We start from the raw sequence: 20,435 nt of genomic DNA on the forward strand, positions 1-20,435 counted from the left end.
CGCGTCTTTTCAGACGCGCAGCGCTGTCGTGCTTCAATGTCATGCGCTCCGGGAAGTCGCCGCGATCACCAGTCGTTGATTCGCGATCACCTGTCATTGATCGTGGGAAGGTGCGTTTCGACCTCTACGCGGCGCTTCTCATCCAGCGGCTCAATGTGCTTCTGCCAGAAGGCCTCGGCCTGCGGCGTGTCATCCTCCCAGTGGCGGATTTTAACGATATTGTCATCGATCTTCGCCAGCCGTTTGCCGCCAAGCCGCAGGTATTCGTCCGCCAGTTCTTTCGATCGGGTCGTCTGCATGTCGTGTTCCTCCTTAGGCGAACCGAAAGGCCGATCGTCATTACCGGGTTGGCCGGCAATCGGCATCCCCGTTATCGGCGCTTCCACGCCTTCCAGTTAAACAGTACGGCGGGATCATGGTTCCAAATCATCGGCCGAAACCGGTCCACGCGGCCGCTGAAGGCGTCGGCCGCCATCCTTGTTCCGCACGGCCCGCCGCTCTTGCTGCCGGGGCAGCCGGAGACGCGTGCTTTCCGAAAATCGCGCATTTTCGGCATCATGCGCTAGCCGAACAGGACGTCCGAGATATTGTGCACCACGGAAATTTCGTCGATCCCGGTGTTGGTGATGTAGAGATTATCCGCCGCTGAGTCATAGACCGCGTTGGTGATCAAGTCGTCTCCCGGTATGGCAATGTTGACGTCAACCGTTGTCTTGACCCCGGTTTCGAAGTCGAAGGCCGTGCCGATATGCTCGCTGCTGGAGGAATCGCCGAAGAAGAACGTGCCGTCGACGGCAAAGCCGTAGCCGAGCCCACCGGCGGCGAAGGTCTTGGATTCGATCGGGCTCAGCGTTTCGGGATCGATTTTGGAGACCTGCCAGGTGGAATCATTGATGCGGCCGACGACGTAAATGCCGGTCGAATCCTGCATCGTATTGACGGCCGTGAATCCACCCCAATCGAACGTACCCGCCCAATTCTCACCGAGAAGGCCCGGGATTGGGTCGCCCCGCTGATCGAGCGATCCGTCTGCGGCATCCCACTTTGCGAGATAGGTCTGATCGGGGAAAGGATCCTCCAGGCCTCTCGCCTCGTTGGTTCTTCCGATGATCTCACCGCCGCGGACAGAAAAATAGGTTCCGCCGATGTCATATTCGCCCTTGTCATAGTCGCCAAAAGAGATGGCGCCGCTGGCATGGTCGGCTTCAAATGCCGCGGCGTTGTCGTAAATGCTCACCATGGGACCATCTGGGAAACCATGGCCGGAACTGACGTAATACTTGCCGGTTAGCGGATCGATCGCGACCCCCTGGAGTTCGTAATGGTCCAAGAAGGGGCGCACCACTTCCGCCTGGGCCTCGACATGATGGGTATTCAACGACTTCCCGTCCGTCACGCCGTCGACGGTCAGAGTAATCACGCCGGCATCTGCGTGACCGGCGCCGTCGGAGACCTTGTAATATTGGAGTTTCTCGGTGACATGCTCGCCATCATCGAGGCCAGCCTTCACGGCCGGATTGAGATCGTAGGTGAAGCTTCCATCGCCTGCGAAATGGAAGATGCCGAATTCACCCGCCACGTCGGTCGTCTGCCCTTGCCCCTGACCGGCAGGAATGCTCGTGCCCTCGACCGAACGCAGGAAGAGCGTGCCCGCCTCTCCCGCGTGATCATTGGCAAGCACGTTGCGGGCCATCTCGCTTCCTTCGCGGAAGGAGAAGGCGTCGTCGACCGCGAGCGGCGGGCTCGTGACCCCGTGAATGTCGAGCTTGAAATGGCCGAAATCGGTGTTGCCGGCGCCGTCGGAAATCTTGTAGCCGATCGTCTCCGTCAACGTCATTCCGTCAATGAAGCCCGCCTTGGCGGCCTCGTTCAGCGTATAGGTGTAGGAGCCATCGGCCTTGATGTGGAACGTGCCGTGTTCGCCCTCGATATCGGTGACCTGCCCGGCCGTCTTGGCAAGAACTCGCTCGCCATCGAAGAAGTTGAGGAACATGTTGCCGGAGCCACCGGCCAGATCATTATCCAGCAGATTGCCCGAGATCACGTCATTCTCGGAAGCGCTGCTGACATCATCGACCGCTACAGGTTTTATCACTGTCATGGATATCTCCTTCAAGATCCATTCGCCTTGGTCTATCGGGAGGAAAGCAGCTGAGATCGGCTCGGTCAACAAATTTTCTAGCAAAGGTAGTAATTTAGCATTTCACAGCTTTATCACGTTCGGGGGGGGCTTCGCCCTGGCTCTAACCTTAGCGACGTCAAAGCTGAAGACAGCCTCCTCTCAAGGCGCCGAAGCCGAAGGCTACCGGCGCTTGTGAGACATGTCGGCGGCCGGTCACCTCCGAGACGGACGCACATAACCCGCTACTGGGTCGGAGCAGACTGGACGGCCGGCGCGTTCGACGGCGCCTCGCCGGGATGGGCAAACAGCAGATATCCGAGCGCCAGGAGAATGGCGACGACGAAAATGACGAGCACGAAAATCATCATCCCGCTGCGTGCGGGTTTACCGGCATCAGGCAAACCAATCACCCCTTCTTGTCGCCTTTGACTCTGACGCCCGGTTTGCCGATGGGCATGACGCGGTCCTTGTCAAAGACGCTAGGCGCCATGCCTTGCTGCTCGCTCGATTCTCGGATCGGCGGCTCACGGCCCGGGTGTCTGTCTGGCGTCCCGGCCATCTTGTCCGACCGCTGCTCTCTGTCTTCCATGATGTCCTCCTATATGCTTGAAACGTTCTCGCCCCGAAATCGCCGATCAACGGTCTTTGATGGTCGGAAGGTGCCCTTCGGTCTCCCTCCGGGCTCGCCTTCGCCATAAATGTTCCGCACGGTTCGCCACTCTTACGACCGGGACTGCGGGGAGTTCCCGGATCGGCAACAACTAATAGAAGCGCTGCCGAGGTTCCCTCAAGCAACCGCCCTCGCCTCAGCCCACCAACCCCCTGATCTTCGCCGCATCCTCCGCCGTCGCCGGGTTGTACACCACCATGCTGAGATCCGGCCGGCCATCCACCTGGAAGGCGGAATATTCGAAAGCGAGTGGACCAAGGATGGGATGGCGGATGTGTTTGGCGCCCTCGCCGTGGGTGCGCACGTCGTTATCCCGCCACATTGCCAGGAATTCCGGGCTCTTGCGGCAGAGTTCGTCGACGAGAGGCTCGACCTCGGCCGCAGCACCTGCGCGGGCCGCGTCCACGCGGAAGGCCGCGATCACGAAACGGGCCACACTTTCCCAGTCGTACTGGGCGGCGCGCACGCGCGGATCGAGGAAGATGAAGCGCAGTACGTTGCGCTCCTCAGGCGGCAGCGCGCCGTAATCGGTCAGGAGCACGGTTGCTGCCCGGTTCCAACCGACGACGTCCCAAATCGCGGTGCGGATCAGCGCCGGGCTCGGGTCCAGCGCATCGAGCACGCCCTGCAGCCGCGGTGTCACCCCCTCTTGCCTGCGGTAGCGCACCTCGGGCGGGCGTCCAAGACCGAGCAGAAAAAGATGCTCGCGCTCGACATCAGTCAGCATCAGCGCGCGAGAGATCCGGTCGAGCACATCGGCAGACGCCGCGCCGCCACGGCCCTGCTCCAGCCAAGTGTACCAGGTCGGGCTGATATTGGCGCGGCTCGCCACCTCCTCGCGGCGCAAGCCGGGCGTGCGCCGTCTCTCCTGCGCGAAGCCGAAGGCGGCGGGATCGAGCCGCACGCGACGGTCCTTCAAATAGGTACCGAGCCGGTTATCCGAGGTGACGAACTCGCCCATCCTGTTAGCCTTTATACCATGATAATGTCACTACTTTACCATGATATCGACAGAGCCGATATCTGTCTCCGGCAAAAACTGGAGATATCACATGCGCGTATTCGTCACTGGGGCCACCGGCTGGGTCGGCTCGGCTGTCGTCAATGAATTGATCGCCGCTGGGCATCAGGTGCTCGGCCTCACCCGCTCGGACAAGGGAGCGGATCAACTGGCCGCTGCCGGCGCCGAAGTCCATCACGGCACGCTCGACGATCTGGGAAGTCTGAAAAGCGGTGCGGCTGAGGCAGGCGCCGTGATCCATACGGCATTCAACCATGATTTCTCGAAATTCGCAGAGAACTGCGCCGCCGACCGGCGCGCCATCGAGGCACTCGGCGAAGCCCTCCAAGGCTCCGATCATCCGCTGCTGGTCACAGCCGGCCTCGGCTTTGCCCCCGGCCGCGTCGGCACCGAGAAGGATCCGCCTATGCCGACATCTGAGACCTACCCTCGCGCCTCCGAAATCACCGCGGTATCGCTTGTCGCGCGTGGCGTGCGGGCATCCACCGTCCGGCTCCCGCCCTCGGTGCATGGCCATGGGGACCACGGCTTCGTGCCGATCCTCATCGATTTGGCCCGGCAGAAGGGCGTCTCTGCCTATATCGGCGAAGGCCAGAACCGCTGGCCGGCCGTGCACAGGCTCGATGCCGCTCGTGTCTATCGGCTGGCGCTGGAGCGCGGCGCCGCCGGCGGCCCGTTCCTAGCAGTCGCGGAAGAGGGAGTTCCCTTCAGGCAGATCGCCGAGGTCATCGGCCGGCGGATCGATGTGCCCGCCGTGTCGCTCTCACGGGAAGAAGCGGCCGAGCATTTCGGCTGGTTCGCCATGTTCGCCGGCTTCGACATCCCAACCTCTAGCGAGCACACCCGCGCGCTGCTCGGCTGGCAGCCGCAGGAACCCGGCCTGCTCGCCGACATCGACCATCCGGCCTATTTTTAAGAGAGCCCATCCTTGCTGAGGCGCTCGGGGCCTGGAAGGAAGAGGTGGGCGCGCCCGTCGGAAATTAGGGAGCGCCTTCCCAAAAACAGCTGCCTAACGCGAGCGGCCCTCGTTCATGTCGGCGGGGTCGTAATTGATGTCCCAATCCTTTTCGGGCTTGTTCTTGCCAGGCGGGTTCTTGTTCACCGTCGCATCCTCGGAGCCGGTAATGACGGTCGGCTTGGCGCTGGCGACGCCGCTGCTCTTCCGGTCAGCCCGCGACTTGGCGAACTGGCCGGTGGCATCTTTTTTCGGATTGCTCATGTCAATCGCCCTTCTGCTTCAGCGCGTCGCCGAGATCTCTCGTCTCGGGGTCGCGATTGTTTTCGCCATACGCATCGCGGTCGCGATCCGGATCGTCCTTGGCCTTCATGTAGCCGCGGGGCTTATTTGCCTTCGGCCCTTCCCAGCGGGGTGACTGATCGGTCGTGCCGGGGGCGCCGTCTTTCGGTGTCGTCATGCCCATCGTGGTTCCTCCTTAGTTGGAACAGGGAAAACCGAAAAGACCAGCAAGTGTTCCCGCGGCAATACTTTCGCGCGAAGCGCGCTTTATCGTAGCGAGGCAAGCGTGGCGCAGCAGAAAGCAAGCAAAGTGACCACGGCATTGACCGCGTGCGAATATTCCCATTGGGTGCGAAGGCTTTCCCAATTTTCCGGCTGCACGGTCCAGTTCTCCGTCGCCGCATTCGCCGGCTGGGTGAAGATCATGAAGATGACGAGATTGAGCGCGATCAGCGCGGCTGCCGCAACCGACAACATCATTGCGCTTCCATCAGCCCTGAGGGTCACGGCGTTGCCGATATTGGCCAGGAGCAGACCGACGATCCACCATCCGGCATAGGCCTGCTGCGCGATAAAATAGTCCGCCTTCGCCATCCCGATCTTGTTCAGGAGCGCGAAGGCGTGCGCTGCAGGTGCCACGAGCGCCAGGCCCGTTATGATGATGGCCAGGAATCTCATGGCGGATAAACCATCCGAAGGACGAAGGGTTCCAGCAGAAAATATGGAACAGTGTCGTCCGCCATCGGTTGATCAGAGGTCCACCTCAACCATGGAGCCGAAAAATGAGCAAGACCAACGTTCGTGAACTTCGGAAACGCGCCGAACAGCAGGTCAAGAACACCAGCGCCGGCGGCCATCTCGGCGGTACATATTTCGGGCAGCAACCGGACGGAAAAACTGCCTCGTCGACGACCAACGACAGCGCCAAAGCGCGGCCGAATGACGGAAGCAAATAATCGCCGGTGCGTTTCACCTCCCAGGAAAGCCCCCTGCTCCAGCCGCTATTGAATGGAGACGCCGCCGCACTAGCTTCTGGTCGCGGCCGAGCGGCCGCGGGATACGATCTTCGGGCGAAGGCGGAGGGGCGACGTGGCATCCTATTCGATTGACGATGCGATCCGGGAACTTGCCCCGGCTCTCGGCAAGGCGCCGGCAGGCGCGGTCAGCGGCGAATGGACCGCCACCACGATGCAGGCGGGGCGTTCCTCCCGGACGGGCGGCTACCTCGATGCCGAGGGAAAGCATGTCCCGGAGGATTCCAGGCATCCGCTCGACAGCATCGCGGATGTCGTCGAAAAGCTCGCTGCCTCAGAGGGGCCACGTTTCAACAAGATGGTGATCCGCTGGAAGAAGCCGAAATTTCCGTTCATGCAGGCGAAGATCGCGCTCGAAACCAGTTATGACCAGACGATCGTACCGCGCGGCCCCGACGACCCGATCTACGAGATTGCTGCGGCTGCGCGGCGCGCCTTCTGGCAGAGCCGCGGCACACTGCAGGAGGACTTCGCCGTCGAGCGCGGAACGGCCAATATTCACGCCCAGACAAAATGGTTCGGCCCGCATCGCCGCATCCTCGCCATCCACACGCCGGGAAGACTGACACTTGCCACTGACGGGCTGTCGACCCCCTGGGCCGGCATATCCGAGCCGGAGAACGGCGTCGAATGCGAGCTTTTCATGGAATTCGACGCTGCGAGACTGGATACGGCGGGGATCGAAAACTGGGCGAACCTGTTGATCAACATCGGAGACCTCGTGGCAGACGGTCATCGCGTCGCCCGCGATGTCGAGAAGCACGGCGCCATCCTGTTCTGCCGACTGACCGAGGATTATCTCCCGATGTCCCGCATCATGCTGAGCCGCGACGCAGGCCGGATCGATGGCCTGCCTTTCGGCTCCGTACCGCTGATCCGCGCGACCCCGATCGCCGAAGCCGAAATCGAAGGGCAGGACCTTTCCGACGACTGGGGCGCCACGGCCGCCCGGCACGCTCTCGCCAAACGCGCCATCAGATGATCTCAGCCGGATCGACTCAATCCGGCGCGATCTTTTGCTATTCCTGGATGTCGGGTTCGACGATTCTCGCGAGGTTTCGAAGCGACTCCTGCCAGCCGAGATAACAAGCCTCGGGCGGAATGACGTCAGGCACACCTGCCTGCACGATATCCACCTCAGTGCCGACCGAAACCTTCTTCAGCGTCACGGTGACTTCCATTTCGCCAGGCAGGTTGGGGTCGTCGAACCTATCGGTGTAGCGCAGGCGTTCGCCCGGGACGAGCTCGAGATATTCGCCGCCGAAGGCGTGGCTATTGCCCGTCGTGAAGTTGCGGAAGGACATTCTGAACGTGCCGCCGACAACCGGCTCCGAATGATGCACGGTGCAGAGGAAGCCGTTCGGCGGAAGCCACTTGGCAAGCGCGTCCGCCTCCAGGAATGCGCGATAGACTTTCTCCGGGCTGGTCGCCAGAACGCGGTGCAGGCGAATGGTACTCGGCATGGTCATGATCCTTTTGAATGGACTGAATGGACGAACCTAGGACGGGTGGGGCTTGGCCGATCCGACACCGGATCGAACTTTTCTTCAAGAAAAATTGCTAAAAGCATGTCACACAAAAGTGTGCAGCCGTTTTGCGATAACGATATGCGTGGAAACAAAGACCTAAAGCGCAAGAGAAAACGCTGAAAGATTGGGACGCGCTTTAGGGCATCGCGGCTCAACCGGGCATGCCTTCGAACTGCGGAAGATCGAGCGGCCTTGCCCAGGCCCGCCGGCGCCGGGTGAACATCTCCACCCCGGCTCGATCAGTTCGGGCCGGTCGAGGCTGCTTAGCGTTACGAAGACGAGGCCGGGAAAGGCCGTTCTGACGAATCAGGAGATTTACCGCCACGCCGAGGCAGTCGTCGCCACGTTCCTGCCGGCATTTCTGATCCAGATAAGCGATGAACACCGCCGAAGATCCGGGCCGCAGAGTCCGACAATGACTGGAATTTTCCACGCGTGCCAACGAGCCGACTGTCACAAAGCTGCCGCTCAATCGTCAGCAAATCGCCCCCTTATCGCCGCACCGTGCCCTCTTAAAGGTTCCATCGTCACGACCTCGCCCTGCCTTTGAGGGCTGAGCGATTGACCGAGGCGGTCCTGCTGCCAACCAAATCATGCACTTGAAGAGGAATGAATATGATCACTCGTTACACATCTGTCGCAACATTGAGCGCGGCAGTCTTCAGTCTGCTTGCTTTCAGCCCGGCATCCGCTGTCGACATGGCCCAGGTGCAACAGCAGCCGGCGCAGGCGCAACCGCAGGGACAGCCCGGCGGCAGCGGTGCGACCGCTCCCGTCAGCGATCAGAAAATCGAGGCCTTCGCCGTTGCCTATCTGCAGGTCGACAAGGTGAGACAGGAATATTCCGCCAAGATCGGCGCGACGAAGGACGAGGCCGCCAAGCAGCAGTTGCAGGAAGAAGCCAAGAAGCAGATGGTCGATACCGTCCAGGCTTCTCCCGATATCTCCGTCGAGGAATACTCGTCGATCCTGACGGCCGCGCAGAGCGACCCGGCTCTGGCCAAGAAGGTTCTGGAAAAGATCGGCACGCCGCCCCCGGGCCAGCAACAACAGCAGCAGGGGCAGCAGCCGCCGCAGCAATAAGGCAACGCAGCGCTTATGTCGCCACGAATAGGCAGCGGACGCCTTACCGTTCGCGCCGGAAGCAGAGCCCGCCATTTGCCGGGCTCTGTTCACCTCGCTACGTCGACGACGGGATCACTCAATATTCGGACCCGCTCTTATTGTGCAGGTCGTGCCGTTCGGTTCCCGTCAGCGGCGGGTTGAAGATGCTGACGAGAATAAGGTCCTGATCCTTGCCGCCGCGCAGATAGTGCCGGTCGTGCTTGTCGAGCACGTAGATGTCGCCAGCGCGGATCGGAAAGACGTTGCCGTCCATATCCTCCACTTCACCTTCGCCCTTGATGCAATAGCAGGCCTCCAGGTGATTGCGGTATTGAAGCAGGGCCTCGCTATTGGCGCGAACGACGGTATGGCACACGGTAAAGCCCATGCCGTCGTCTTTGGTCAGCAGGCGGTGGCTCGTGCCGTTGCCCCAGTCGACGAAACGCTCGGTGAGTTCCACCTCCTTCAGATTTCTGACGAACATCGCCGATTCTCCTGACAAATTATTGAAGATGTAGCGATGATTCATTTTCATCGCCAACCACAATTAGCTATTGAAATGGCTGGCGTTTTCAAATGATGATTCCTGCGTCATCTGTTAGGAAATTTTACACATGCAGTTGCCGCCGCTGAATGCCTTGCGCGCTTTCGAAGCCACGGCCCGCCTGATGAGCCTTTCGAAAGCGGGCGACGAGCTGCACGTCACCCATGCGGCGATCAGCCATCAAATCAAGCATCTGGAAAACTGGCTCGGCCGCAAGCTGCTGCAGAAATCGGGCCGCGGCGTTGCGTTGACCGCAGCCGGCAGCGAATATTACCGGGCCATCTCCGGATCGCTGGCGGCGATTGCGCATGCGACCGGCAACATGCGACGCGATCACGACATGCGCGCCATCACCGTCGGCTGCATTCCCTCGATCGCATCGCGCTGGCTCGTCCCTGCCCTGCCCTCGTTCCAGGAAAGCAACCCCGATCTCGACGTCAGGATCGTCTATGCCCGCGCCGAAGAACGCTTCGACGACGAGAGCCTCGACGTGCTCATCACCATGGGCGAGGATCTGAGCGGCGGCAGGGAAAGCCGCCTGCTCTTCTCCCGCCGCAACCAGCCTGTCGCCAGCCGCCACGACATTACCAAACGCAACTGGACGATCGGCGACGTCTCGCTCGGCGGCACCGATCTGCTGCACGACGAATCCATCGACGGCTGGAAGGAATGGTTCCGCAAGGCCGGCCAGAAAGCGCCGGAGCCGCTTCGAGGCCCGATATTCCAGGATTTCAACATGCTTGCGACGGCCGTGATCGCCGGGCATGGTGTGGCGCTCTGCCCAGTCGAGGTGTTCCGCCGGGAGATCGAGCGCGGCGATCTGCTGGTGCTTTCCGACATCGCGACGGCTGAGAACCAGGGCTATTACGTCATATCGAACAGCTGGGCGAAAAAGCCGGTGCGCCGCTTCATCGACTGGTTCATGACAGAGTGCGGATCGGGAGCGTGAGATCCCTTGCCCTCAGTTTGTCGAGAGGGTCGCCGCCGAGACGATGGATGCAAATGGGTCGCGGTAATAAAGACATGGCATAAGCCCATCCGTGTGCGAGTTGGGCAGAGGTTGGGGATTGTTAATCAGAAATACCTAATGTAAATCTTGGCGTGCACAGGTTGTGCGGGATCTGATTTGCTACATTATCTGGTTTTACATGCGAGTAGGGAGGGCCTGGACATGCGGAAAATTCATGCGGCCCCCTCGGCGCTCGGACAAACACAGTCAAAAGCTTCGAGCTCGATCGACCGGCTTTTGTTCTTTGACCGCGATTTCAATCCCGTCGAGAATTTGCTGGGCAATGAGCTGCCTGCTTCTGTCAAACCAGCAGTGTCGTTTTGGCAGCATTTTCCAGAATTGGACAAATCGGCGATTACGCTCGCCCTCCGTTCATTGGGCGACAGCGCTCAGCCTTTGCGAATATCGGGTAATCTTGGCACGCCAGCGTCGCACGGACTGACGATCTATCGGATCGGAGATCTGTTTGCCGTAGTTCGGTCCGAGGAATCTGTCGACGATGAACGCGCAACCCTTTTGCACCTGGCCACCCACGATCCGCTCACTGGACTGCCGAACCGACGCCAGTTCAGTGAGGACCTCACTATATTGCTACAGGAGACCGCCGGTTCGAACGAGACTTTGTCCCTGATGCAACTCGATCTTGACGATTTCAAACCCGTTAACGACACGCTTGGGCATCCGGCCGGCGACAAGCTTCTTCAGCTCGCTGCAGGCCGCATTCAAGAGTGCCTTACCGAGGACGACAGAGCCTATCGACTGGCGGGTGACGAATTCACCGTCATATCAAGAGGCCCGGGACATCCCGCCAAAGGACACCAGCTAGCAGAAGCTTTGGTTGATGCATTCAAAAAGCCCTTCACGATAGATGGCATCGCGCTATTTGTCGGTGCCAGCATCGGCATATCAGCTGCTCCACCGGACGGTACAAGTCCGGAGCAGCTGATGAAGGCGTCCGACGTCGCACTCTACGCCGCGAAGAAGGACGGGCGCGGTCGCGCGAGACCCTTTGATCCCTCAATGCTTGAGTTGCTGGAACAACGCGAACTGCTGCGCCGCAGCCTTCGCATGGCTCTGGTCCAACAACAATTCTATATTGAGTACCAACCCATTGCCGAGGGCGGCAGCATTGTCGGCTTCGAAGCATTGCTCAGATGGCACCACCCTCTCCTTGGAATAATCCCACCAACGGCATTCATTCCGATGGCCGAGGCCGATGGAATGATGCCGGAAATAGGTGCCTGGGTCTTGGAGCAGGCATGTCGCGAGGCAATGAAGTGGCCGCAGAACTATATCGTCGCTGTCAATTTGTCCGCGGCTGAATTCTTGACGAGCGGCCTCACGGATCGGGTGTCCCAGACGCTGGACCTGGTCGGGCTACCGCCCGACCGTCTGGAGCTTGAAATAACCGAAAGCGTGCTCCTTGAGCGGACCGTCAACAATATCGATACGTTGAACACTCTCAACGTGCTGGGCATACGAATCTCGCTTGATGATTTCGGGACCGAATATTCCTCCCTGAGTTATCTGAAGACATTCCCTTTCGACACGATCAAAATCGACAAATACTTTATCACCGATCTGGAAAGCGATCCGAAAAGCCAGACGATCGTCCGCTGTATCGTCAACCTCGCACATGGTCTCGACATGCAGGTGACGGCCGAAGGGGTCGAGACTCCGGCTCAGGCGGAATGGTTGGGCAGTGTGGGCTGCGACAGGCTTCAGGGCTATCTGGTGAGCAGGCCGCTTCCGGTCGAGGCGATCGGCGAGTTCATCAACCGGGCTGAAACATCCGTGAGCCACGTTCTGGTATAAAGAACGAGTGATTTTTGAGGGCATCTGACGCTCCAGACAACTGGTGGAGGCTGTATTGGAAGAGGAAGCATCTGGCTTCGATGACCATGCATTGGCGCCGATGGTATCGCTGGAATTGAACGTTGCGACGTTCAAATCTCAGTGGCAGTTTTGCGACAGGATTACCGAATATCTCTCAGACATTCTCGGCCAAGGTCACAGCGATCCCGCTCGATATTCGAATTTTCTTTCCGTCGCAGCCAACGAGCTCGTTGAACTAGCCTTTCGCTCGACGGGTGAGCCGGGAAGGATAAGTTTCAGCCTCTATCGGGGCGCGACGTTCAACCGGCTGAGAATTGCCTTTGCCCGCGAGGACCGCGAGAGTACGAGTATGAAATCAAGTGAACGCCAGTCTCTACCGGGCGCCGGGTCTGACCTGAAGTCCGGCGGGACGATTTTGCTCAGAGATCTGGCAACCATATTCCGCGCCGCTATCCGAATTGAGCAAGACGGCGCCCGCAGGATGCAAATCATCGCGGATTTCCCCTCGGCCGAGGATTTCCGATGACCCTGCTTGCCCGCCCCTTCACCGTTCATTTTGATCCGACAAATCAGGAGCTGTTGTTGTCCGGCAAGATGCGGCCTGAAAGCTCCGACGAGATTGCCGATGCTCTCGAACTCGTGCGGCAAAGTTTGGAAAATTACAGCGGCGTCGTTTATCTCAATGTCAAACGCCTGACGCATATCAACATGACGGCCTTCGCAGCCCTTTCCGAGGTGCTCACGGAAAGCTGCCGGATCATGCCTGAACGGAAGATCGTCATCGTTACGTCGAGCGTGGTGGCATGGTCGACCTCGTTGTTCCAGACCTTGGCGGCAGCACAACCAAACCTGTCGGTTGAAGTCTACGATTCGGCGTTTTATCCCGGCCAGAGCTTTGTCGAGGATGAGAGCTTCATTCCCATTCTGCGCACCCAGACGAAGATGACATGGCAGCACGAACGCGAACTGTTGCCTCGCCACGGTTTGCGCAGCGGTCTTGTCATCGCGGATATCTGTTGCGGAATTGGGGACTTCGCGGCGTTGGTTCAACGAGAATTTAAACCGGCACGCCTTGTCGCGTTGGATCACTCCGTGCGCAGCCTCGAATATGCACGCAGGGTCGCTGCCGACTTCGATCTGCAGGGAATCGAATACACCTATGGTGACGCGTCGCAAATGCTGCTGCGAGACAATCAATTCGACTTTGTCACCTGCCGACATTCACTGCAGATTTTCAACCGTCCCGAGACGCTGCTCAGGGAGCTTTACCGCATCTGTAAACCTGGCGGCCGCGTCTACATCACCAATGAAAAAAATTCGCATTGTCTGGGCGAGCCACATGCTGAATCCATAAAATGGACTTATGAGGAGGTCGCCAAACTGTTCAAGCACTTCGACATGGATGTCGAGATGGGGCCGAAAAGCCGCCATCTTCTTGCTGACGCCGGGTTCGATAGCATCAAGGTCGATTGCTTTATGGTCACGAACCTTGACGGGGATCCCCAAGACTTCGCAGACATCATCGAAGCTTGGGAGAATGTCTATGCTGGCGAGATGGCCGTCCGGCGGGGGGACTCATCAGATTTCATTCGCAGGTTCCGGCAAGGATTCAGAGATCATATCTTTGCTGCTCTTCACCCCAAGGGTTATGCAGGCTGGCCGATCTGGGCCGCTTCCGGCCGAAAGCCGCTGTGATGGACGGGAGATCATCATCGAAGAGACCGGCACGACTGGGCTCATTTCGGGCGAAGTTCATCCTGGTCGTCGGTGGCGCCGTCCTTTTCGACTTGCTGGTCAGCGGCGGCCTAGCGCTTTGGAATGTTCAGAGGCTGTCGCGCGACGCCACCCTCGAAGTCGGACAGGGTCTCGAAGCAGCAAGCCAGGAATACATCCGCACCTATGCCGATTCCACCGCAGCCCAGGTGAGTTTGCTCCTGCGGCAGGTTCATAGCGACGTCGGCACCTTGGCGGGTGTGCTCCAGGCGCAGATCGACGATCCCGAGCGTAATTCCGATGTCGGCGCGGCGATCGCCCGCACATCGCCTGGCAGCGTCAGCCTTGTTTACGACGAGAAGGGAAAATGGTCTCAGAACCTGCCCGGCTCCGCTTCGGTTGTGAGCGTCTGGGGTTACTTGCTCGGACCTGACCATCGGCCGAAACCCGACATCCAGCGCGATCTAGAGACGAGCGCGGTTCTCGACATCGTTGCGCCGAGCCTGCTGCAGCACGGCGCTTCCAAGCTGCAGATGTACTACATCGGACCGAAAGAACGGCCAATCTTCAGGACGGCGCCTTACACCGACCAGGCTCAGACCTTCGATCGCCTTTATTCGGGGCATAACGAAGCCGATTTCTGGGACTTCTTTTTCCCCGGGCTTTACGAGTCCTGGCAGGGCTGGGCCAAGGACGCGAAAACGCGGCCGGTCGCCGACGATATCACGCAGACCGCTCCATATACCGATGCCATTACCGGAAAGCTGATCGTCAGTTTCTTTCATCCATTGTGGACAGCCGACCGGAAGGATGTCGCCGGGACGGCTGGCGCGGACATCACACTCGACCAGCTCGCGCAGATTGTTGAGAATGTGAAAGTGGCCCAGTCCGGCTTTGGATTTCTCGCAATGTCCGACGGAAACGTTGTGGCGATCAACAGCACAGGAGAAAAAACCCTCGGTCTGCGTTCTGCGAGCGATGCGAGCGGAGCCGGCGCCTTGACCGGCCTGGAGCGCTCCCTGAAGGGAAGCTCCCAGCCTGCCATCGCCAAACTGGCTCTTGACCGAGAACAGGGCATTCAGCACCTGCTACTGCAGCAGGACGGCAACGAGGTCCCCTATATCGCTATCGTCAAGAAACTGCCGGCGACCAATCTCTGGGTCAGTGGCCCGGTTCGGCAAGAGGCGATGTTGCTGGGGGTGGTTGTGCCCGAGCGAGAAATCGATGCCTCGCTCTATGCGGCCCAGGCCAAGATTTCTGAAGCAACGAACCGGATCGTGCTCTACCAAATTCTGGCGATCCTGATGTCCCTGCTGGTCGTGACGATCGCGGTCTTTGCGGCCTCGAAACGAATAACCAGCGGAATCAGCGCCCTGGCAGGGGCCGCCAAACGGATTCAGGCGAAGGATTATTCCGTCAGAGTGGCCATCACAAGCAGGGACGAAGTCGGTGAGGCCGGTGAAGCCTTCAATCGCATGGCCGAAGAGATCAGCTATCACACCGAAAATCTCGAGCAGCTCGTCGAAGAGCGAACCGCTCAAATCGAAGATGCAAAGGAAGAGATTTCGACACTGAACGCACAGCTCCAGCGTGAAAATCGACGTCTCGGAACAGAGCTGGCCGTCGCCGAGAGAATCCAGCTCATGGTTCTTCCGCTGCATCAGGAGCTTGAAGAATTTCAGGCCCTCGAGATCGCAGCCTATATGAGACCGGCGGAAGAAGTCGGTGGCGATTATTACGATGTATTGAAGAACGGAAGCCGATTGAAGATTGGCATCGGCGACGTCACCGGACACGGGCTCGAAAGCGGCGTGTTGATGTTGATGGTTCAGTCCGTCGCCCGCGCCTTGCAGGAAGCCGGAAACACCGACGCAGTCAAATTTCTCACGGACCTGAACAGCGCCCTGTTTAAAAATATCGTGAGGACTAAAATCGACAAGCATCTCACGCTGGCGTTCCTTGACTACGACGGAAAAGAGATGATCCTGTCGGGACAACACGAGGAAGTTGTTGTCGTGCGGGCGAACGGCGAAGTCGAGCGCATAGATACCATGGATCTCGGCATACCGATCGGGTTGGAAGCCGACATTTCTGCCTTCATTAAAACCCGTGAAATAGCCTTCGATAAAGGGGACCTCATACTCCTGCATACGGACGGCGTAACAGAAGCCGAAAACGACGCGGGAGAACTATTCGGCATCGAACGTCTGTGCCGCGAAGCACTTCGCTTGAAGGATCAGAGCGCTGAGAAAGTCGTTTCCGGAATTGTAACGACACTGATGCTCTTCATTGGATCTCAGAAGATCTACGACGACATCACGCTTCTCGCAGTGCGGCATAGGTGAGGCATGACGCCAACGGTATATGGTATCGAATCTCTGGCGGGCATAAGCCTGGATTCAAGCACTCGCCTCACGTTAAGCGACGGACCGCTTCAGCTTGGATGGAAGCACTCAGGAATGACTTCGGACTTTATCGCGGAGGTCATGGCTCTGCGGTATTCCCGTTCAAGAAAAGACTATGTGCAGGCACATCATGACATCGGATATCTCAGCAATGAGTTGATCGAAAATGCCGTTAAGTTTCGACAGCCTGGGGAGATCCTCATTGAGGCCGGCATATTCGACGGTACTTTTTTGATAAGGGTGAGGAACACGATCGATGGCGTGACATCCTCTCGCTTTCAGCAACTGCTGCATCGCCTCCAATCGAGGGACCCCGGGGAACTTCTTCTTGAGCAAATCGAAACCAATGCCATATCGGTAGAAAGCGGTTCGGGATTGGGGTTGCTCACCCTTCTGAGCGATTACGATGCAAAAATGGCATGGGCATTCGAAGAGAACAACGACCAGCGTATCATACTGACGACGACTGCAGCTGTGGCGATGCCGCCCTCCTCCAATCTGTGAGCGAAGAATGGAAATCAGCGACGAAAACTTCCGCGTATGGGCTGAGAAAAACGAAGTGTATTTCGATGGCGTATTCCGGCTGGCAGGACCGGACGCCTATGCGCCCATTTACTCATTGGTATCAGGCCTGCTCCATGAGGGGCACAAACAGGTGACGTTCAACCTCACAGGCCTCGAATTCCTCAATTCCTCTGGCATAAATCTCCTGGCCAAGTTGACAATTGAAGCCAGAAAAATGGGCGACCTCCTGCTCATAGTCAAAGGCACCAATCAATATCCTTGGCAAGCGAAGTCCCTCCCGAATCTCAAGAAACTGCACCCGCTTCTCGATTTGCGCCTGGCGTGATTCTCTTTGGCCGAAAGTGCCCTGCGCCGAGAGGTGTTCGCCGCCGCGCGGGGATGAAAAAGGGATTCGTTAAGTATTCCACGCCATCTAGGACCATAGACGTGACCGACATCGGACCTCGGTCCGATGTGCGGTCGGCGATCACCGTCTAACCTCTCGTATCTGTGCAAGCGGTGCATCTGCACGGCGCTTGATCGGATTTGGAGGAAAACAATGCGGATAGCAACCTTAGCGTCCTTGGCCGTGCTCTCGCTGGCTCTTGCAGCAAGCCCGGCAACGATTGCCGGGATCGACATGACCGCGCTGGCAAAGAGCGGTGGAAACGGTGGCGGCAACAGTGGGGGCAATGGCGGCGGCGGTCACGGCGGCGGCGGCGGAAACAGCGGCAACCATGGCAGCAGCAGCAGCCAGGATAGCGGTTCAACCCATGGCAACTCCAAATCTCAAGGTGTGAAAGGCAAATCCACCGAGGCGGAAAGCAAGTCCAAGTCCGTCAAGGCAGACGAGACCAAAGTCAGCACCAAAGAAAAGAACCTGTCGGCGCAACTTGCGGGCCTGAACTCCTTGAAGCGAAACTACAAGGCGTTGATGCATACGTCCGACCCACGCATGACGGCCATTGCGGCCTATGCCGTGGCTTATGCCCAGTATGAACTCGACAATGGAATCGAGCCCGCAGCCGATGACCCTCTGTTGGGGGATCAGGCGCTGGAGGACGCATTGGCTTCAGCGACGAAAACCGGTGAAGTCAGCCCGGCGGTTTTGGACGAAGCCAAAACCATCTTGGGGATTGGCGAAGCAAACGGGAAGATCGATCAAATCCGCACCTCTCTGGAGAACCCCGCGCCGGCGACATCCGAGGAATAGCCGATAAATTAGTTGCGAGCGGTGTGGAGCCGACAAGTATGGCTCCGCACTAAACTACGAAGAGCATCTCCGTTCTGTTTGAGTATGGAGATGCTCTTTTTTTATCAATTTCAGACGCAGAACCCTTTGCTCGATTGCTCCAAGATGACGGTTGATCACCCGCCGCCTCGAAGTCCCTATGTTGTGATGAGCCTTCGAGCGTGCCGAATTCGTTTCACGTCGGCAGTCAAGTTTGTCGACATCCCGACGGACAACGGTGTCGCCGTATTGAAAACTATCGGTCGTTTACGAACCCGCCTTGATCAGGCAGAGGCCGGTCTGCGGCCCCTGCCTTGCACGCGAAAGCCGCGTCACCCCGCGAGCTCGATGATCGCGCAGCCGTAGCCTTCGAGATCGAGCCTGCCGGCAACCGGCTTTTCGTCACCGAGAAGGTCGCGGCCAGCGGGAACGCCGCCGATGGCGGCCGGCTGGTCGGTGTAGTTCTGGATGAACAGCAACCGGCGCTCTTCGTTCATCCGCATGGTCACCTCGACGCCCTCGGGAAGGTCGCCGATCAGCGGCTCGATGCCGACGGGTGCAAACAGCCGCTCGGCAAGCGCTGCCGTCAGATCCGGGGTGAGATAGGTGCCGACATAGACCACCTGCCCCTTGCCGAGTTTGCGCGACGTCGCCATCGGCTGGCCCTCGGCATAGCGGTTGGACCAGGCCGCGACCACGTCGACATCGCTTGCGATCGCCAGGTTTTCATAGAAATAGCCGCCGACCAGTTCGCGGTTGCCGATCTTGAAGCGGCGCTCACGCCGGTGCGATTCCGCCGGCTTGTTCGGTGGAATGACAAGTCCGCCGGAACGTTCCATCACGTCGAAGAGCCCGTTGGCGCCGGGGGCGGCGAGACGGCCGAAATCCTCGACGCGCACGCCCGTGAGCTGCGACAGCGAGGTGCCGGGCGCGGTCTCGCGGATGACGTGATTGTCTTCGTTGCGCGTGCCGGTGCGCGCGCCGATGACGACGGTGCCGCCCTGCTCCGCGAAGGATTTCAGCCTTTCGGTCCATTCGTCCTTCCACATCACCCAGTGGGGGACATAGAGCAGCTTCAGCTTGGAAAGATCGTCCTCGGGATGAATGAAGCCACAGGCAATGCCGCGGTCGTAGCAATATTGGTGCAGCAGGATCGCATCGTCCTGCGGGCTTGGCAGGCCGATCGGATAGGTCTTGTGGGCTTCCTGATTATCGAAGTCGGAGCCGGCAATGCCGACATCCATGCGTACATAAGTGCCGAGGATCTTGGGCGCCAGCGCGGTCATCTCGGTTGCGAAGCGCTTCGCCTCGTCATAGCGATGGCGGGCGACGTCGTCGTGGTCGATGATGCCCATCCAGTAAATTTCGGCGCCAAAATGCGCTGGGCGCCAGCGGAAGAACATCAACCCGTCGGCGCCATGGGCGACCGAGGAAAGCGCCATGCGGCGCAGTTCGCCCGGCTCCGGCGTCAGCGTGCAGAAACCGGGCTGGCTGCCGAAGCCCGATTGCTGCTCGGGAACGATATAGTTGCCGGAAAAACCGCGACAGATATCGAGATGCAGCGCCTGGACCTTGGCGTGGTTTCCGAGCCGCTGGAATTCGTCATAGAGCATCGGGTAGATGTCGTAGCCGACGAAATCGAGATCGGTGGTGAACTGGCCGCGAAAGTCGATATCCCTAAGACCGCCGAGATTGTGGAAGACGAACCAGGAGGTTTTGACGGCGCGCAGAATCTCCACCTGATCGTGCTGAAAGCGCGCCGTCGAGAAGGCGAGGAAACGATGATAATCCTGCAGATGGCCGGGGCTCGGGAAGGTCGGGCCGAACTCGATCGGCAGCACAACCTGGTCGAAGCTGTCATAGGCCGTCGCCCAGAAATCACCGCCCCACGCCGTGTTGAGCCTGCTGATCTCGCCGTATTTGCCAGCGAGGAAGGCCTGGAATTCGGTGAGCGTCGCCTTGGAAAAGCTTTCCGGCATGCTGGTGTTCAGCTCGTTGTCGGTCTGCCAGCCGACGACAAAAGGATTGTCGCGATAGTGCTCGGCCATCGCTTTGGTGATGCGCCGGCTGTGTTCGCGAAACACCGGACTTGCCGTGTCGCAATGCTGGCGCGAGCCATGGCTCATCGGCCGGCCCTTGCCGTCAACCCTTAATATCTCCGGATGCGCCACCGTCAGCCAGCGCGGCGGCGTTGCCGTCGGCGTGCACATGATCGTGTCGATGCCGTAGCGCCCGAGCATGGCGATGGCACGGTCGAACAGGTCGAAATCGAAGGTGCCGAGCTTCGGCTCGAGAATATGCCAGGCGAATTCGGCCATTCTGACCACGTTGAAGCCGGCCTTCGCCATGCGCTCGGCATCGCGCTCCCAGTAGCTTTCATCGACATGCTCGGGATAATGCGGGGCGCCGACGAGGAAGCGGTCGGTCTTGACGGGGTTCCATACGGAGAGGGTCTTGTCGGACACGGCGATGTTTC

At 59.2% G+C, this 20,435-nt stretch carries 23 protein-coding genes and 1 pseudogene; 12 read left to right on the forward strand and 12 right to left on the reverse strand.

Translation table 11 applies throughout. The annotated features are described in order from the left end of the window. Positions 1-86: 86 nt before the first annotated feature. The 5 genes from N2600_RS13470 to N2600_RS13490 form a co-directional block, all read right to left on the reverse strand. Complete coding sequence (locus tag N2600_RS13470) at positions 87-299, reverse strand: hypothetical protein (RefSeq protein WP_260296490.1); 213 nt, start codon at positions 297-299, stop codon at positions 87-89. Between the two features lie 263 nt (positions 300-562). Next, on the reverse strand, positions 563-2,101 hold the full coding sequence (locus tag N2600_RS13475; protein WP_260296491.1) for an Ig-like domain-containing protein: 1,539 nt from the start codon (positions 2,099-2,101) through the stop codon (positions 563-565). A gap of 263 nt (positions 2,102-2,364) precedes the next feature. Beyond that, a complete protein-coding gene (locus N2600_RS13480; protein ID WP_017964882.1) occupies positions 2,365-2,490 on the reverse strand; it encodes a hypothetical protein in 126 nt (41 codons plus the stop codon). Positions 2,491-2,528: 38 nt separating this feature from the next. Further along, positions 2,529-2,711: a hypothetical protein gene (locus N2600_RS13485; RefSeq protein ID WP_162116136.1), complete on the reverse strand. Its 183-nt coding sequence runs from the start codon at positions 2,709-2,711 to the stop codon at positions 2,529-2,531. Between the two features lie 217 nt (positions 2,712-2,928). Beyond that, positions 2,929-3,753 (reverse strand): helix-turn-helix transcriptional regulator, encoded by an 825-nt coding sequence (locus N2600_RS13490; RefSeq protein ID WP_260296493.1) that lies wholly within the window; start codon positions 3,751-3,753, stop codon positions 2,929-2,931. A gap of 91 nt (positions 3,754-3,844) precedes the next feature. Here N2600_RS13490 and N2600_RS13495 point away from each other — a divergent pair, with 91 nt between their 5' ends. Further along, positions 3,845-4,729, forward strand: coding sequence for an SDR family oxidoreductase (locus N2600_RS13495; protein WP_260296494.1), 885 nt, complete (start codon positions 3,845-3,847; stop codon positions 4,727-4,729). 93 nt (positions 4,730-4,822) lie between these two features. Here the strand turns inward: N2600_RS13495 and N2600_RS13500 are convergent, their stop codons facing one another. From N2600_RS13500 to N2600_RS13510, 3 genes are all read right to left on the reverse strand, one after another. Further along, positions 4,823-5,032 carry a hypothetical protein gene (locus N2600_RS13500; RefSeq protein ID WP_260296495.1) on the reverse strand — a complete coding sequence of 70 codons (210 nt, stop codon included), beginning with the start codon at positions 5,030-5,032 and terminating at the stop codon, positions 4,823-4,825. Between the two features lies 1 nt (position 5,033). Further along, entirely contained in the window at positions 5,034-5,234 is a 201-nt protein-coding gene (locus N2600_RS13505; RefSeq protein WP_017964887.1) for a hypothetical protein, read from the reverse strand. Positions 5,235-5,317: 83 nt separating this feature from the next. Beyond that, on the reverse strand, positions 5,318-5,728 hold the full coding sequence (locus N2600_RS13510; protein WP_260296496.1) for a hypothetical protein: 411 nt from the start codon (positions 5,726-5,728) through the stop codon (positions 5,318-5,320). Between the two features lie 104 nt (positions 5,729-5,832). Between N2600_RS13510 and N2600_RS13515 the strand changes: the two genes are divergently transcribed. Together N2600_RS13515 and N2600_RS13520 are read left to right on the forward strand one after the other, a co-directional pair. Continuing rightward, entirely contained in the window at positions 5,833-6,006 is a 174-nt protein-coding gene (locus tag N2600_RS13515; RefSeq protein ID WP_017964889.1) for a hypothetical protein, read from the forward strand. Between the two features lie 133 nt (positions 6,007-6,139). Then, entirely contained in the window at positions 6,140-7,066 is a 927-nt protein-coding gene (locus N2600_RS13520) for a hypothetical protein (RefSeq protein WP_170255109.1), read from the forward strand. A gap of 37 nt (positions 7,067-7,103) precedes the next feature. Here N2600_RS13520 and N2600_RS13525 read toward each other — a convergent pair whose 3' ends face one another. Next, on the reverse strand, positions 7,104-7,547 hold the full coding sequence (locus N2600_RS13525; protein ID WP_064247377.1) for an SRPBCC family protein: 444 nt from the start codon (positions 7,545-7,547) through the stop codon (positions 7,104-7,106). 217 nt (positions 7,548-7,764) lie between these two features. Then, a pseudogene (locus N2600_RS13530) lies at positions 7,765-7,907 on the reverse strand (GFA family protein); the annotation flags it as partial. 315 nt (positions 7,908-8,222) lie between these two features. On the opposite strand from N2600_RS13530, the gene N2600_RS13535 reads away from it, so the two are divergent. Next, positions 8,223-8,696: a DUF4168 domain-containing protein gene (locus tag N2600_RS13535; RefSeq protein WP_260296497.1), complete on the forward strand. Its 474-nt coding sequence runs from the start codon at positions 8,223-8,225 to the stop codon at positions 8,694-8,696. Positions 8,697-8,814: 118 nt separating this feature from the next. Here the strand turns inward: N2600_RS13535 and N2600_RS13540 are convergent, their stop codons facing one another. Continuing rightward, a complete protein-coding gene (locus tag N2600_RS13540; protein WP_026154216.1) occupies positions 8,815-9,201 on the reverse strand; it encodes an ectoine synthase in 387 nt (128 codons plus the stop codon). Positions 9,202-9,331: 130 nt separating this feature from the next. Here N2600_RS13540 and N2600_RS13545 point away from each other — a divergent pair, with 130 nt between their 5' ends. From N2600_RS13545 to N2600_RS13580, 8 genes are all read left to right on the forward strand, one after another. After that, the gene (locus N2600_RS13545; RefSeq protein ID WP_260296498.1) at positions 9,332-10,210 is read left to right on the forward strand and encodes a LysR substrate-binding domain-containing protein; all 879 of its coding nucleotides are present in this window, start codon (positions 9,332-9,334) and stop codon (positions 10,208-10,210) included. Between the two features lie 222 nt (positions 10,211-10,432). Further along, positions 10,433-12,085: a putative bifunctional diguanylate cyclase/phosphodiesterase gene (locus tag N2600_RS13550; protein WP_260296499.1), complete on the forward strand. Its 1,653-nt coding sequence runs from the start codon at positions 10,433-10,435 to the stop codon at positions 12,083-12,085. A gap of 55 nt (positions 12,086-12,140) precedes the next feature. Continuing rightward, a complete protein-coding gene (locus tag N2600_RS13555) occupies positions 12,141-12,632 on the forward strand; it encodes a hypothetical protein (RefSeq protein WP_162116128.1) in 492 nt (163 codons plus the stop codon). Next, the gene (locus tag N2600_RS13560; protein ID WP_260296500.1) at positions 12,629-13,801 is read left to right on the forward strand and encodes a class I SAM-dependent methyltransferase; all 1,173 of its coding nucleotides are present in this window, start codon (positions 12,629-12,631) and stop codon (positions 13,799-13,801) included. The genes N2600_RS13555 and N2600_RS13560 overlap by 4 nt, the downstream gene beginning before the upstream one ends. Beyond that, entirely contained in the window at positions 13,801-16,164 is a 2,364-nt protein-coding gene (locus tag N2600_RS13565) for a SpoIIE family protein phosphatase (RefSeq protein WP_222291355.1), read from the forward strand. Before N2600_RS13560 ends, N2600_RS13565 begins: the two co-directional genes overlap by 1 nt. Before the next feature lie 3 nt (positions 16,165-16,167). Continuing rightward, positions 16,168-16,728, forward strand: a complete 561-nt coding sequence (locus N2600_RS13570; protein ID WP_260296501.1) for a slr1658 superfamily regulator — start codon at positions 16,168-16,170, stop codon at positions 16,726-16,728. Positions 16,729-16,735: 7 nt separating this feature from the next. After that, complete coding sequence (locus N2600_RS13575; protein ID WP_222249534.1) at positions 16,736-17,074, forward strand: slr1659 superfamily regulator; 339 nt, start codon at positions 16,736-16,738, stop codon at positions 17,072-17,074. Positions 17,075-17,287: 213 nt separating this feature from the next. Next, the gene (locus N2600_RS13580) at positions 17,288-17,941 is read left to right on the forward strand and encodes a hypothetical protein (protein WP_260296503.1); all 654 of its coding nucleotides are present in this window, start codon (positions 17,288-17,290) and stop codon (positions 17,939-17,941) included. Positions 17,942-18,291: 350 nt separating this feature from the next. Here N2600_RS13580 and N2600_RS13585 read toward each other — a convergent pair whose 3' ends face one another. Continuing rightward, complete coding sequence (locus N2600_RS13585; protein WP_260296504.1) at positions 18,292-20,424, reverse strand: beta-galactosidase; 2,133 nt, start codon at positions 20,422-20,424, stop codon at positions 18,292-18,294. Positions 20,425-20,435: the final 11 nt, after the last annotated feature.

Source organism: Rhizobium sp. WSM1274 (assembly GCF_025200775.1).
Lineage (GTDB): Bacteria > Pseudomonadota > Alphaproteobacteria > Rhizobiales > Rhizobiaceae > Rhizobium > Rhizobium leguminosarum_I.